The 11826-nt window shown below is 69.0% G+C and carries 16 protein-coding genes; 7 read left to right on the forward strand and 9 right to left on the reverse strand.

Going from position 1 to position 11826, the window contains the following annotated elements:
* Positions 1-30 precede the first annotated feature (30 nt).
* The 3 genes from OUA97_RS05950 to OUA97_RS05960 form a co-directional block, all read right to left on the reverse strand.
* Positions 31-594: a hypothetical protein gene (locus tag OUA97_RS05950; protein WP_267230905.1), complete on the reverse strand. Its 564-nt coding sequence runs from the start codon at positions 592-594 to the stop codon at positions 31-33.
* 325 nt (positions 595-919) lie between these two features.
* Positions 920-1351 (reverse strand): nuclear transport factor 2 family protein, encoded by a 432-nt coding sequence (locus OUA97_RS05955; RefSeq protein ID WP_267230906.1) that lies wholly within the window; start codon positions 1349-1351, stop codon positions 920-922.
* A 14-nt stretch (positions 1352-1365) separates the two neighbouring features.
* Positions 1366-1878, reverse strand: coding sequence for a citrate/2-methylcitrate synthase (locus OUA97_RS05960; protein ID WP_323690528.1), 513 nt, complete (start codon positions 1876-1878; stop codon positions 1366-1368).
* 86 nt (positions 1879-1964) lie between these two features.
* Here OUA97_RS05960 and OUA97_RS05965 point away from each other — a divergent pair, with 86 nt between their 5' ends.
* Complete coding sequence (locus OUA97_RS05965) at positions 1965-2813, forward strand: LysR family transcriptional regulator (RefSeq protein ID WP_267230907.1); 849 nt, start codon at positions 1965-1967, stop codon at positions 2811-2813.
* Here the strand turns inward: OUA97_RS05965 and OUA97_RS05970 are convergent.
* Entirely contained in the window at positions 2810-3136 is a 327-nt protein-coding gene (locus tag OUA97_RS05970) for a hypothetical protein (protein WP_267230908.1), read from the reverse strand. The two genes, OUA97_RS05965 and OUA97_RS05970, sit on opposite strands and share 4 nt — an antisense overlap.
* Before the next feature lie 108 nt (positions 3137-3244).
* Between OUA97_RS05970 and OUA97_RS05975 the strand changes: the two genes are divergently transcribed.
* A complete protein-coding gene (locus OUA97_RS05975) occupies positions 3245-3439 on the forward strand; it encodes a DUF1674 domain-containing protein (protein ID WP_267230909.1) in 195 nt (64 codons plus the stop codon).
* Positions 3440-3469: 30 nt separating this feature from the next.
* Here OUA97_RS05975 and pyrF read toward each other — a convergent pair whose 3' ends face one another.
* On the reverse strand, positions 3470-4183 hold the full coding sequence (gene pyrF, locus OUA97_RS05980) for an orotidine-5'-phosphate decarboxylase (protein WP_267230910.1): 714 nt from the start codon (positions 4181-4183) through the stop codon (positions 3470-3472).
* Between the two features lie 78 nt (positions 4184-4261).
* Between pyrF and OUA97_RS05985 the strand changes: the two genes are divergently transcribed.
* Entirely contained in the window at positions 4262-4954 is a 693-nt protein-coding gene (locus tag OUA97_RS05985; RefSeq protein ID WP_267230911.1) for a MarC family protein, read from the forward strand.
* Between the two features lie 189 nt (positions 4955-5143).
* On the opposite strand, the gene OUA97_RS05990 is transcribed toward OUA97_RS05985, so the two are convergent.
* Positions 5144-5947 carry an SDR family NAD(P)-dependent oxidoreductase gene (locus tag OUA97_RS05990; protein WP_267231006.1) on the reverse strand — a complete coding sequence of 268 codons (804 nt, stop codon included), beginning with the start codon at positions 5945-5947 and terminating at the stop codon, positions 5144-5146.
* A gap of 195 nt (positions 5948-6142) precedes the next feature.
* Between OUA97_RS05990 and OUA97_RS05995 the strand changes: the two genes are divergently transcribed.
* Complete coding sequence (locus OUA97_RS05995; RefSeq protein ID WP_267230912.1) at positions 6143-8059, forward strand: potassium transporter Kup; 1917 nt, start codon at positions 6143-6145, stop codon at positions 8057-8059.
* On the forward strand, positions 8059-8403 hold the full coding sequence (locus tag OUA97_RS06000; RefSeq protein WP_267230913.1) for a hypothetical protein: 345 nt from the start codon (positions 8059-8061) through the stop codon (positions 8401-8403). Before OUA97_RS05995 ends, OUA97_RS06000 begins: the two co-directional genes overlap by 1 nt.
* A 4-nt stretch (positions 8404-8407) precedes the next feature.
* Here the strand turns inward: OUA97_RS06000 and OUA97_RS06005 are convergent, their stop codons facing one another.
* On the reverse strand, positions 8408-8869 hold the full coding sequence (locus tag OUA97_RS06005; protein ID WP_267230914.1) for an Lrp/AsnC family transcriptional regulator: 462 nt from the start codon (positions 8867-8869) through the stop codon (positions 8408-8410).
* Positions 8870-8979: 110 nt separating this feature from the next.
* Here OUA97_RS06005 and OUA97_RS06010 point away from each other — a divergent pair, with 110 nt between their 5' ends.
* On the forward strand, positions 8980-10209 hold the full coding sequence (locus tag OUA97_RS06010; protein WP_267230915.1) for an argininosuccinate synthase: 1230 nt from the start codon (positions 8980-8982) through the stop codon (positions 10207-10209).
* Positions 10210-10264: 55 nt separating this feature from the next.
* Here the strand turns inward: OUA97_RS06010 and OUA97_RS06015 are convergent, their stop codons facing one another.
* Positions 10265-10471: a KTSC domain-containing protein gene (locus tag OUA97_RS06015; protein WP_267230916.1), complete on the reverse strand. Its 207-nt coding sequence runs from the start codon at positions 10469-10471 to the stop codon at positions 10265-10267.
* A gap of 129 nt (positions 10472-10600) precedes the next feature.
* On the opposite strand from OUA97_RS06015, the gene OUA97_RS06020 reads away from it, so the two are divergent.
* The gene (locus OUA97_RS06020) at positions 10601-11005 is read left to right on the forward strand and encodes an MAPEG family protein (protein ID WP_267230917.1); all 405 of its coding nucleotides are present in this window, start codon (positions 10601-10603) and stop codon (positions 11003-11005) included.
* Here the strand turns inward: OUA97_RS06020 and OUA97_RS06025 are convergent.
* On the reverse strand, positions 11002-11772 hold the full coding sequence (locus OUA97_RS06025; RefSeq protein WP_267230918.1) for a sulfite exporter TauE/SafE family protein: 771 nt from the start codon (positions 11770-11772) through the stop codon (positions 11002-11004). The two genes, OUA97_RS06020 and OUA97_RS06025, sit on opposite strands and share 4 nt — an antisense overlap.
* Between the last annotated feature and the right edge of the window lie 54 nt (positions 11773-11826).

Consider the following 11826-nt stretch of genomic DNA (forward strand, 5'->3'; position numbering starts at 1 on the left):
GAGAGGGAAGGCGCGCCCCGCTCAAAGGGGTTAGGGTGAGGGGGCCGCCGCCATCGCCTCGACCTCCCGCGCCACGTTCTCCATCGGCGTCTGCGGCACCCGCACGCTGCCCACGCGCGGGTCGTCGAGATCGACGATCAGGCTGATCGCCATGGCCACCAGCACATAGAGCCCGCAGGTGGCCACCAGATGCCGCCGTCGCCCATGCGCCAGGCCGTGGCCCATGATCGCCGCAGTGCCCACGGCGAAGATGATCAGCACATGCAGCGCCCGCGGCGGCACCCGCTCCTCGAGGGCCGCCCGCCGCGCCGTCTCCAGGTTGAACATCTCGTTGGTCGGCATCATTACGCCCATGGAAAACGGCGCGCCCTGCGGGGTGCGGACCGCCGCGTCGACCTGCCGCCAGATCTTGGCCTGCAGCGCCTCGGCCCGGGTCTCCGCCTCCCTCACCCGCACCATGTCGGCGCCGAGGTCGAAGAACTCCAGGCGCAGCTTCACGTACTGCGCCATGCTGCGCAGCAGCTCGCCCCGATGCGGCTCCGGCATCATCTGGTAGCGCATGACGGCGGTCGAAATCGCGTTGGCCTCGGCCACCACGCTGCCGGCGCTCGACGTAGCGGTCGTTGGCCATGCTGAACACGAAGGCGATCAGCAGTCCCAGCAATCCCAGGGCCGCGCTCAGCACGTAGCCCGAACCCGAACCCGACTCGTCGGAGTCCGGTTGTCCTTTGCCGCGGGCGCGGTTCAATGCGCGACTGTGCAGCCGATAGCCCAGCTCCACCGCCAGTATGAGCACCGCCGTCAGCAGCACCCAGCCCAACAGGGTCGTGCCCATCTCCGCCGCTCCTCAGCCCGGAGCGAAGGTTTCATCCATGGCGGGACCTCGCCATCGGTTCGCGCCCTGATCCGATGGACGGAGCTAACCCACCCCGTGCTGCTTCAGCAGCGCCTGCTCGTCGCCCGAAACCCAGCCGAACACCTTGGGCTCGCCGTCCAGCGTCTGGACGAGGTAGTGGACATCGAAGTCGATCGCGACATCCTCGCGGCCGGCCCGCTCATAGGTCGCCGTCCAGGCCACGTGCGCCACGCAGTGCAACTCGTCTATCGGCGAGAGCCGCACCCGGCGGATCGCCATCGCCTTGGTCCCGATCGCCCGATAGTGCTCGTAGCCCTTAGCCATGGCCTCGCGGAACGTCTCGTCGTTCCGGCCGCCCATCACGCCGGCCGGCGTGGCGGCGATGAACTCGCTGGCGTACAGCGCCTCGGCCTCGGCGGGGTCGAGATCCCCGCCCAGCGCCCGCATGAAGAACCGCTCGTAGCGCTCGAACAATCGCCTGACGCTGGACTCCATCGCCCGCTCCGCCCTCAACCCGCCTCCACCCCGACATAGCGCGCCCGTGGGCGGATAACGCCCCCGCCCTGACCTTGTTCGATGGCGTGGGCGATCCAGCCGGCGCAGCGGGCGACCGCGAACAGTGCGAACGGCGCATCGTCGGGCAGGCGCAACGTCCGCGCCATCGCCACCAGGGCGAAGTCGACATTGGGGGCCAGGCCGGTGATCGCGCTAATCGTCGCCTGCAGCCGCGCCATCTCCGGGTCGGGCTCGAACCGCTCCAGCAGCGCCGCGGCTCGCGGATCGCCGTCGGGATAGAGATTGTGCCCGAAGCCGGGGATCTGCCGGTCCTCGGCCAGCCGCGCATTGACCGCCGTCCGCGCGCCGACCTCGGCGGCCTCGCGCGCCAGACCCTGCCCCGCCGCCGCCGCCCCGCCGTGCCTGGGTCCCGACAGCGCCGAGAGCCCGGCCAGGGCGCAGGCCGCCAGCGAGGCGGCCGCGAGCGCCGTCAGGGCGAGGCGGCGGGACAGGGCGTGAGATGGCATCGGGATCTCCTGATCTCCTTTCAGCCTTGCGCGCGCCCATCCATACGTAAAATATAGATATCTGAAACTTCCCATAGGTGATGGCTATGGAACTGCGGGAACTGCGCTACTTCCTGGCGGTCTACGAGACCGGCAGCGTCACCGCCGCCGCCCGGCGTTGCTTCATTTCCCAGCCGTCGATCTCGGCCGCCTTGGCGGCGCTTGAGCGCGAGCTGGGCGCCGTCCTCTTCGTCCGCCATCGCAAGGGCGTGGCGGCGACCGCGGCGGCCGACGCCCTCTATCCCCGCGCCCGGCGGGTGGTGGACGACGCCCTGTCGCTCAAGTCGCTGTTCGAGCCGGCCCCGGCCGGCGAGGTGACCCTGGGGTTGATGCGCAGTCTCGACATCCCGCGGGTGCTGGCCCTGCTGCAGCCGCTGACCCAGGCTTCGGACCTGCGGCTGCTGCTGGCCGAGGTCGACGCCCCATGCGATGCGCGGATCGTCTCGCGGACCATGCTGGGCGATGACGAGGCGTTCTCGCCCCTGTGGTCCGAGGGGTATGTGCTGGCCCTGCCCCCGCGCCACCCGTTGCGCCTGAAGCCGCAGCTCGCCCTGGCCGACCTCGAGGGCCTGCCGCTGGTCGCCCGCTGCCACTGCGAGAACGCCGACCAGACCGCCGACCTCGGCTTCAAGCCGCAGGTCGTCGCCGTCGCCGCCAGCGAGGAGTGGGCGCTCGCCTTGGTCGAGGCCGGCCTCGGCGTGACGGTAATCCCCGAAGGCGTCGCCCCGGCCGACGGCGCCGTCGTCACCCGCCCGCTCGCCGACCTGACGCTGCGCCGCGAGGTGGGCCTGGCCTATCGCCAGGCCGACGCCGGCTCGCCGCGGGTGGCGCGGATCCTGGGCGCCCTGACCCGCGGCGCCCCCGCCCGCACCCTGGTCGGCCCGCGCGCGGCCTAGCGCCTGCGTCGGAGGCGTCGCCAGATCAGCCCCGCAACCGCGCAGGCGGCCAGGATGAGCGCCCAGAACCTCGTAGCTGCGCCGACCCCGCCCCAGAGGATGTCGAGTCCGAAGTTCCGCATGTCCGTCGGATCCGCAGTCAGTAGCCGCACCGTCACCAGGGCGTAGATCGTCAGCGGCGGCGCCATGCAGATCGCCAGCACGATCCAAGACCGACGCCCCCCGCCCCTGGCCCAGACCACGGCGGTGGCGACCCCGGCCAAGGCGAGCAGTCCGAAGTAGCTGAGATACCAGACGATCTCTTCGGGGAGCGTGGCGCCCATCGCGCAGCATCCTTCTGCTCACGGACCCGAACCCTCGCCCTCCCGCCGTTAAGAGGTCGTGTCTGGGCCGACCTAGCGTCCCGGCCTCGAAGTCTCTATCTCAGCCCCATGAGCGAACCGCCCAACGCCGCCCCGGGGAAGGTGCTGACCCCCGCCGCCCGCCGCGCCCTGGAAGAGGCCGCCGCCCGCCACGCCGCCGAGCAGGAGCGCCAGGCCCGCGAAGCTGAGCTCGGCGGTCCCGCCGGCCCCGAGCCGACCCGCTTCGGCGACTGGGAACGCAAGGGCATCGCCGTCGACTTCTAAGCGCCGCCGCGAGGCCGCCGCGCGCCGTCCCTAGACGCCCGCCATCTCGCCGGCCACCCGCAGGGCCGCCTCGCGCGGGTCGTTGGCCGCGGTGATCGGGCGGCCGCAGACGATGTGGCTGGCGCCGGCCCGCAGGGCGTCGGCCGGGGTCGCGGCTCTAGCCTGGTCGTTCTTGGCCGACCAGTCGGGCCGCACGCCGGGCGTGACCACCAGAAAGTCCTTGCCGCCCAGCTTGCGGGCGAGCTCGGCCTCATGCGGGCTGGCGATCACCCCGTCGGCCCCGGCGGCGATGGCGTGGTGAATGCGCCGCTCGACAAGCTGCCGGGCGCTCTCCTGGAAGCCCATCTCGACCAGGTCGGCGTCGGTCAGGCTGGTCAGCACCGTGACCCCGAGGATCTTCAGGTTCGAGCGTCCGCGCCCCTGCACCGCGGCCTTCAGCACCTGCGGCTCGGCGTGGACGGTCAGGAAGTCGCAGCCGGTGTCGGCCAGCACCGCGGCCGAGCGCTGCACCGTCGTCCCGATGTCGTGCAGCTTCCAATCGAGGAACACCTGCTTGCCCTGGGCCTTCAGCTCCGCGGCCAGGGTCATGCCGCCGCCGGTGGCGAACAGCTCCAACCCGACCTTGTAGAAGCTGACCGTCTCGCCCAGCTCCTCGACCAGGGCGCGGGCCTCGGCGAGCGTCGGCACGTCCAGCGGCACGATCAGGCGCGGGTCGGCGCGGACAGGGGCTTCGATGACGGCCATGGCGGCGTCCTTTCAGGCAGGCGCGCGCTTCCGCTGCGGGCGGTCGGCGGGCGTGGCGAATTGGGCTAAGACGTCTGCATGAGCCAGTGGGACTTCGCCGTCAACTTCTTCGTCGCCCTGTTCGCGCTGATCGATCCGATCGGCAACGTCCCGCTGTTCGCCGCGGCGACCAACGGGGTGAAGTCCAAGGATGCGCGGCTGATCTCGGTCTACATCGCCCTGTTCGTGCTCGGCTTCCTGACCTTCTTCTACTTCTCGGGCCTGTCGCTGCTCGAGTTCTTCGGCATCTCGCTCCCGGCCTTCCGTATCGCCGGCGGGGTGATCCTGTTTCTGCTCGGCCTGGAGATGGCGCGCGACGACTTCACCGCCGCCTTCGCCGGCGCCGCCGACGAGGACGCGCCGGTCGGCGAGGGCCGCGCCCACGCCCGCCGCCGCTTCGAGCGGATGATCGTCCCGTTCGCCATGCCGCTGCTGATCGGGCCGGGCGCGATTTCGACCGTCGTAATCTACGCCAGCGAGGCCAAACAATTCGGGCTGGGCGGCGCGGCGGTCGGGGTGGCGGTGATCGCCGCCCTGTCGCTGGTCACCATGCTGATCTTCTGGGCGACGCCGCTGATCAGCCGGCTGCTCGGGCGGATCGGCCTGACCATCGTCGTGCGGGTGCTGGGCCTGATCCTCTGCGCGCTGGCCGTGCAGTTCATCCTGGCCGGCATCGCCGAGTCCACCGCCGGGGTCATCCTGCGCGAAGCCGCCGCGCCCTACGCGAAATAAGCCAAGGGTGTCATCCCGGTTTGCGACGCAAGACCGGGACGACGCTTAGCTAGCGTCAGCTTCCTGCAGCCTCGCGGCCAAAACCTGCCGATAGATCCCCTATCGGCGGCCTATCGTCAGCCATTCGGCGTCTCTATCGGCGATAACCGCCCCTAGCGGCACGTTCGCCGCGCGCCCTGCCGATAGACCTCAGAGCTTGCCGCGGAAGCGCGGCCCCTGCGAGGCCATCAGCGCCAGCGCCCATTCGTCGGGCAGCAGCTTCACCCCCGCGGCGATGGCCTTGTTCGGCGCCCCCGGCACGCAGATCGGCCGGTTCGCCTCGGCCGCCTCGTAGCCGGCGGCGGCGACCTCGTCGGCCCCCAGCCACATCCACGGCGGGGCGCTGCGGCTGATCTGCTCGCGGGTGTCGTTGACGTCGTGGAACTCCGAATAGGTGAAGCCCGGGCACAGGGCGGTGACGTGCACGCCCTTGTCCAGGGTCTCCAGGTGCAGGCTCTGCGAGGCCTTGATCAGATAGCTCTTCACCGCGCCGTAGAGCGTCGCGCCCGGCGAGCCGGGGATCAGCCCAGCCAGCGAGGCGACGTTGACGACGCGCCCGAACCGGCGCTCGACCATGCCGCCCAGCACCCGGTAGGCCAGCTCGGTCGGGGCGGTCAGCATCACCCGAAGGAAGGCCTCGTGGGTTTCCCAGGAAGATTCGAGGAAGGCTCCGGGCACGCCGTAGCCGGCGTTGTTGACCAGCACGTCGACCGACCGGCCGTGGGCGGCCAGGTGCTCGAGGATCATCCGCGGCGCGTCGGGGTCGGCCAGGTCGGCGGCGAAGGTCAGGGTCTCGACCCCATGGCCCAGGCGGATCTCCTCGGCCAGCCGCTCCAGCCGGTCGGCGCGGCGGGCGGTCAGGGCCACGTCATAGCCGTGGCTGGCGTAGATCTTGGCGAACGCCGCCCCGATCCCGGCCGAGCCGCCGGTCACCAACGCCAATCTGCGGTCCATCTGCGCCCCTTGCGTCCCGAACAGGCCGAAGGTGGCGAAAGCACGGACAAGGTCAAGCCGCACGGGCCTTCGCAGGGCGCCGGCGGCGTGACGCGGCCACGTCGCGATTGTACGCTGGCCAGATTGGGTGTAATCGCGCCCGCTTTGCGGCATCGGGCCGCGCTTGGGAGCCGCATGGGTTCCCGGAGACCTTGAATGGCTGACTCAGCCGCCGTCGCTCAAGAAGCGACCGAGGAATCTCATTCTCACAAGCGGGACAGCTTCGCCGCCCTGGCGTTGGGCGCGATCGGCGTGGTGTTCGGCGACATCGGCACCAGCCCGCTCTACGCGATGAAGGAAGCGCTGCACCACTCGCGCTCCGGCGGGGCCAGCGAGCTGGCGGTGCTAGGCGTCGTGTCGCTGGTGATCTGGGCGCTCATCCTGATCGTGACCATCAAGTACGTCGTCTTCCTGATGCGGGCCGACAACAAGGGCGAAGGGGGCACCCTGGCGCTGATGGCGCTGGCCCAGCGGCACCTGCCCAAGCGCTCGGCCTGGGTGTTCTTCCTCGGCGTGATCGGCGCGGCGCTGTTCTACGGCGACGGCATCATCACCCCTGCGATCTCGGTGCTCTCGGCGGTCGAGGGCCTGAAGGACGCGCCCGGCATCGGCCGCGGCATTGAGCCCTATCTCGTTCCGATCGCCGCCGGGGTGCTGGTCGCCCTGTTCATGGTCCAGGCCCGCGGCACCCATCGCGTGGCGGCCTTCTTCGGCCCGATCACGGCGCTATGGTTCCTCGTGCTCGGCGGCATGGGCGTCTATCACATCTTCGACGATTGGACGATCGTCCGGGCCTTCCTGCCCCACTACGGGGTCACGTTCCTGATCAACAACGGCTGGGTTGGCTTCGTCATCCTCGGCAGCGTGTTCCTGGCCGTGACGGGCGCCGAGGCGCTCTACGCCGACATGGGTCACTTCGGAAAGGGTCCGATCCAGGCCTCCTGGCTGTGGTTCGTGCTGCCCTGCCTGGCGCTGAACTATCTGGGCCAGGGCGCCAATGTGCTCGCTCACCCCGACGCGCGCTTCAATCCCTTCTGGGAGATGGTGCCGGAGCTGGCCTACTGGCCGGTCCTGATCCTGGCGACGGCCGCCACCGTCATCGCCAGCCAGGCGGTGATCACCGGCGCGTTTTCGATGACCCAGCAGGCCGTGCAGCTCGGCCTGCTGCCGCGCATCGACATCCGCCGCACCTCCGAGACCCAGGCCGGCCAGATCTACGTGCCGCAGGTGAACACCTATCTGATGATCGGCGTGCTGGTGCTGCTGTTCACCTTCCAGAACTCCTCGTCCCTGGCCGCCGCCTACGGCATCGCGGTGACCGGGGCGATGTTCGTCGACACCCTGCTGTTCTTCGTGATCATCCGGCACATGTGGAAGCGGCCGGTCTGGCAGGCCGCGCTCGGCGCCGGCGCCTTCGGGGTGATCGACCTGGTGTTCATCGGCTCGAACCTGCTGAAGATCCCGGACGGGGCCTGGATGCCGCTGGTGATGGGCGGCTTCCTGGTGCTGATCATGTGGACCTGGACCCGCGGCGCCCAGATCCTCTCGGACAAGACGCGGCGCGATTCCGTGCCGCTGGTCGAGCTGTCCGAGATCCTCAAGGCCCGGGCCCCGCACCGCGCGCCCGGGACCGCGATCTTCCTGACCTCGGACCCGGACATCGCGCCGGTCGCGCTCATGCACAACCTCAAGCACAACAAGGTTCTGCACGAGAAAAACATCATCCTGACCGTGGTCACCACCGAGACCCCGCGGGTGCGTGAAGACGACCGCATCCGCATCGAGCCGGTCAATGACGACTTCAAGAAGGTCTTCATCTCCTACGGCTTCATGGAGAGCCCCAACCTGCCCAAGGCGCTGGGGCTCTGCCGCAAGCTCGGCCTGAAGTTCGACATCATGGCCACCAGCTTCTTCCTCGGACGCCGCTCGATCATCCCCTCGGCCCAGTCGGGCATGCCGCTCTGGCAGGACAAGATCTTCATTTTCCTCATGAAAAATGCGGCCAACCCGACCGACTTCTACAAGATTCCGCCAGGCCGCGTCGTCGAGCTGGGCACCCAGGTGAGCGTCTGATGAATGTGCTGAGTATCGCCGCCGACACGCTGTGGATCATCGCCCTGTCGATCATGGCCGGCGCCGCGCGGGTGGCCTGGCGGCGGATGGACTCCGGCGTGATGGTGCCGATGATCGGGACTTGGCGGCTGCCGCGGAACCTGGCGCTGATCACCCCCGTGGCCCTGGCCTTCGCGCTGGGCGTAGCCCTGCTCTGGGGTCACCGCAGCACCAGCGACCCGTCGTACAACGTCATCTTCTTCGGCCTGCGCGCGACCCTCGCCGCGATCGTCGCCATGCTGCACCTGCAATGGCTGAAGGGCGCGCTGACCACGCTGGACGGCGAAGGCGCGCTGAAGTCCTGAGCGTTCAGGACAGCGGGATCTCGTAGCTGCGCTTGACGGTCTCCATCGGCACGTCGGTCTTCACGCTCTGCACGCTGGGGATCCGCGTCAGGTGGTCGGCCTGGAAGCGCCAGTAGCTGTTCAGATCGGCGGTGACGATGCGCAGCAGGGCGTCGCACTCTCCGGTCGTCAGATAGCACTCGACCACCTCGGGGAAGCGCCGCACCGCCTCGGCGAACTGGTGGGTCATCGCCGCGTCCTGGGTCTTGAACCAGACCCGCGCGAACACTGTCAGCCCCACCCCGACCTTCGCCCCGTCGACCACCGCCACATAGCGCTCGATGACGCCGGCCTCCTCCAGCAGCCGAACCCGACGTAGACAGGGCGACGGAGAGAGTCCCACCTCCTTGGCGAGTTCGATATTCTGCATCCGGCCGTCGCGCTGCAGGGCGCGCAGGATGCGGCGATCGATGGCGTCGAGTTTCATGGCGCCAGGCGCCCTTCCAAGTGGCTGTCGTGAAATCTGGCGCCAATATCGCGACGATTGTTGGCGTATTTGCAATCCAATTGTTTTGATCTTGGCCTAGGGTGCCGTCCATGAGCACGAAGTCCTCCATCAAGAAAGTCGTCCTCGCCTACTCGGGCGGGCTCGACACCTCGATCATCCTGAAGTGGCTGCAGACCGAGTACGGGGCGGAGGTCGTGACCTTCACCGCCGACCTCGGCCAGGGCGAGGAGATCGAACCCGCCCGCGCCAAGGCCATCGCCGCCGGCGTGAAGCCCGAGAACGTCTTCATCGAGGACCTGCGCGAGGAATTCGTGCGCGACTTCGTGTTCCCGATGTTCCGCGCCAACACCGTTTATGAGGGCCAGTACCTGCTCGGCACCTCGATCGCCCGGCCGCTGATCGCCAAGCGCCAGATCGAGATCGCCCGCCAGACCGGCGCCGACGCGGTCAGCCATGGCGCCACCGGCAAGGGCAACGACCAGGTCCGCTTCGAGCTCGGCTACTACGCGCTGGAGCCCGACATCCACGTGATCGCCCCCTGGCGCGAATGGGACTTCAAGTCCCGCGAGGCGCTGCTGGACTTCGCCGAGAAGCACCAGATCCAGATCACCAAGGACAAGCGCGGCGAGGCCCCGTTCAGCGTCGACGCCAACCTGCTGCACTCCTCGTCCGAGGGTAAGGTGCTCGAAGACCCGGCGGTCGAGGCCCCCGAGTTCGTGCACATGCGCACCATCGCCCCCGAGGACGCGCCGAACGAGCCGACCGTCTTCACGATGGACTTCGAGAACGGCGACCCCGTCGCCATCGACGGCGTGAAGATGAGCCCGGCCACCCTGCTGACCAAGCTGAACCAGCTGGGTCACGACAACGGCGTCGGCCGCCTCGACCTGGTCGAAAACCGCTTCGTCGGCATGAAGTCGCGCGGCGTCTACGAGACTCCGGGCGGGACCATCCTGCTGGCCGCCCACCGCGGCATCGAGAGCATCACCCTCGACCGCGGCTCGATGCACCTGAAGGACGAGCTGATGCCGAAGTATGCATCGCTCATCTACAACGGCTTCTGGTTCGCGCCCGAGCGCGAGATGCTGCAGACCGCGATCGACTACAGCCAGAAGAACGTCACCGGCCAGGTCCGCGTGAAGCTCTACAAGGGCAACGTCACGGTCATCGGCCGCACCAGCCCGTACTCGCTGTACGACCAGGACCTGGTCACCTTCGAGGAAGGCAAGGTGGCGTACGACCATCGCGACGCCGCCGGCTTCATCAAGCTCAACGCCCTGCGCCTGCGCGTGGCCGCCAAGCGCGATCGTCGGGGCTGACGCTGCTTTCCTCCCTGCCTCTCAGGGGAGGAGCAGCCGCTCAACGGGTAAGCCGTCAGGCTTCCACTTTGTTGTAGGGGTACTGGTCGCGGATCTCATAGGCGAAGAACCGGCCTTTGGAGTCCGCGTCCAGGAAACTTCGGTGCACCTCTCCGGGGACGCCGACATAGACGTAGCGGTCGCCGTCGTGGAACGTCACGAACAACTTGGCGCGATGCTCGTCATAGGAAATCTCGCGGATCGCTTCGGAGTCGACCAGCATGGCGGGGCCTCCAATTTTCCGTGGATACCCGTAAACGCGCGGAACGCCTGAAAGTGTTCCCCGCCCAGCTGAGCCGTGCAAAGCTCCGCCCCCTAACGGCCGCATTCACCGGCCGATTCAGGGGGAAACATGCAACCGCACAGCTATGTGGCGCTGGTCACCGTCGCCGCGCTTCTGACCTATTTCTGGATGGGCCTGCGGGTCGGCCAGGCCCGCGCCAAGTGCGGCGTCGCCGCGCCGGCCATGACCGGCGACCCGATCCTTGAGCGGCATATCCGCGTCCACTACAACACCCTGGAGTGGCTGCCGATCTTCCTGGCCGCCATGTGGCTGTTCGCGATCTACTGGAACGACCTGATCGCCGCAGGGCTGGGCGTGGTCTGGATCGTCGGCCGCATCGTCTACGCGCTGGGCTATGTCGCCGACCCGAAGAAGCGCGAGGCCGGCTTCCTCATTCAGCTGGCCGCCACCGCCATCCTGCTGTTCGGCGCCGCCGGGCGGATCATCTGGACCCTGGCGACCGTCGGAGCCTAGCCGAACAGCACCACCGCCTGCCAGATCGCCAGGCCGGTGACCACATATCCCACGACCCAGGTCAGCGCCCGGATCGGCATGACCTTGGTCATCCAGCCGGCGATCGGGGCGGCCGCCACGCCGCCCCCGATCAGGCCCAGCACCGACCAGAGGTGGTCGCGCAGGCCCTCGGTCTCCCAGTGACCCGTCACCAGGGCGGCGAGGAACGCAGCCGACACCGCGGCGGCCACGAAGGCCTCTGCGGCGTTGGTGGTGCCGATCGCCTTGCGCGGGTCGGCGCCCGTGCCCAGCAGGGTCGAGGTGACCACCGGGCCCCAGCCCCCGCCGCCGACGGCGTCGAAGAATCCGCCCACCAGCCCCAGCGGCGCCGGCGACTTCCAGGAGAACGGCTTGGGCCGCGCGCCCTTCCAGGCGCGGTAGAGGATCACCAGCCCCATCAGGCCGAGCCAGGCGACCACGAACGGCTTGATCTGCTCGCCGTCGACCGAGGTCAGCAGGTAGGTGCCGGCCACCCCGCCCACGACCCCGCCCAGCGAAAGCAGCGCCAGCAGCCGCCAGTCGACGTTGCGGTGGGCGATGTGCGAGGCGGCCGAGGCTGCGCCGGTGAACACCTTGGCCGCGTGGACGCTGGCCGAGGCGCTGGCCGGAGGCACGCCATTGGCCAGCAGCACGGTCGTCGAGACCACGCCGTAGGCCATGCCCAGCGCGCCGTCGACCAGCTGGGCGGCGAAGCCGACCGCGGCGTAAAGCCAGAATTCAGGACCCATCGCCCCTCCGTTTCAGGCGTCGCAACTCGCAGAGCTTTCCGACAGGCGCAATGG

This window comes from Phenylobacterium sp. 58.2.17 (assembly GCF_026411515.1).
GTDB lineage: Bacteria > Pseudomonadota > Alphaproteobacteria > Caulobacterales > Caulobacteraceae > Phenylobacterium.

Excerpts from the sequence above, each read along its gene's own strand:
- OUA97_RS06010 (WP_267230915.1), top strand. The coding sequence starts at position 8,980 with ATGAGCACGAAGTCCTCCATCAAGAAAGTCGTCCTCGCCTACTCGGGC.
- OUA97_RS06020 (WP_267230917.1), top strand. The coding sequence starts at position 10,601 with ATGCAACCGCACAGCTATGTGGCGCTGGTCACCGTCGCCGCGCTTCTG.
- OUA97_RS05975 (WP_267230909.1), top strand. The coding sequence starts at position 3,245 with ATGAGCGAACCGCCCAACGCCGCCCCGGGGAAGGTGCTGACCCCCGCC.
- OUA97_RS05955 (WP_267230906.1), bottom strand. The coding sequence starts at position 1,351 with ATGGAGTCCAGCGTCAGGCGATTGTTCGAGCGCTACGAGCGGTTCTTC.
- OUA97_RS06015 (WP_267230916.1), bottom strand. The coding sequence starts at position 10,471 with ATGCTGGTCGACTCCGAAGCGATCCGCGAGATTTCCTATGACGAGCAT.
- OUA97_RS05970 (WP_267230908.1), bottom strand. The coding sequence starts at position 3,136 with ATGGGCGCCACGCTCCCCGAAGAGATCGTCTGGTATCTCAGCTACTTC.
- OUA97_RS06000 (WP_267230913.1), top strand. The coding sequence starts at position 8,059 with ATGAATGTGCTGAGTATCGCCGCCGACACGCTGTGGATCATCGCCCTG.
- OUA97_RS05990 (WP_267231006.1), bottom strand. The coding sequence starts at position 5,947 with ATGGACCGCAGATTGGCGTTGGTGACCGGCGGCTCGGCCGGGATCGGG.
- OUA97_RS05995 (WP_267230912.1), top strand. The coding sequence starts at position 6,143 with ATGGCTGACTCAGCCGCCGTCGCTCAAGAAGCGACCGAGGAATCTCAT.
- OUA97_RS05965 (WP_267230907.1), top strand. The coding sequence starts at position 1,965 with ATGGAACTGCGGGAACTGCGCTACTTCCTGGCGGTCTACGAGACCGGC.
- OUA97_RS06025 (WP_267230918.1), bottom strand. The coding sequence starts at position 11,772 with ATGGGTCCTGAATTCTGGCTTTACGCCGCGGTCGGCTTCGCCGCCCAG.
- OUA97_RS05985 (WP_267230911.1), top strand. The coding sequence starts at position 4,262 with ATGAGCCAGTGGGACTTCGCCGTCAACTTCTTCGTCGCCCTGTTCGCG.
- OUA97_RS05960 (WP_323690528.1), bottom strand. The coding sequence starts at position 1,878 with ATGCCATCTCACGCCCTGTCCCGCCGCCTCGCCCTGACGGCGCTCGCG.
- OUA97_RS06005 (WP_267230914.1), bottom strand. The coding sequence starts at position 8,869 with ATGAAACTCGACGCCATCGATCGCCGCATCCTGCGCGCCCTGCAGCGC.
- pyrF (WP_267230910.1), bottom strand. The coding sequence starts at position 4,183 with ATGGCCGTCATCGAAGCCCCTGTCCGCGCCGACCCGCGCCTGATCGTG.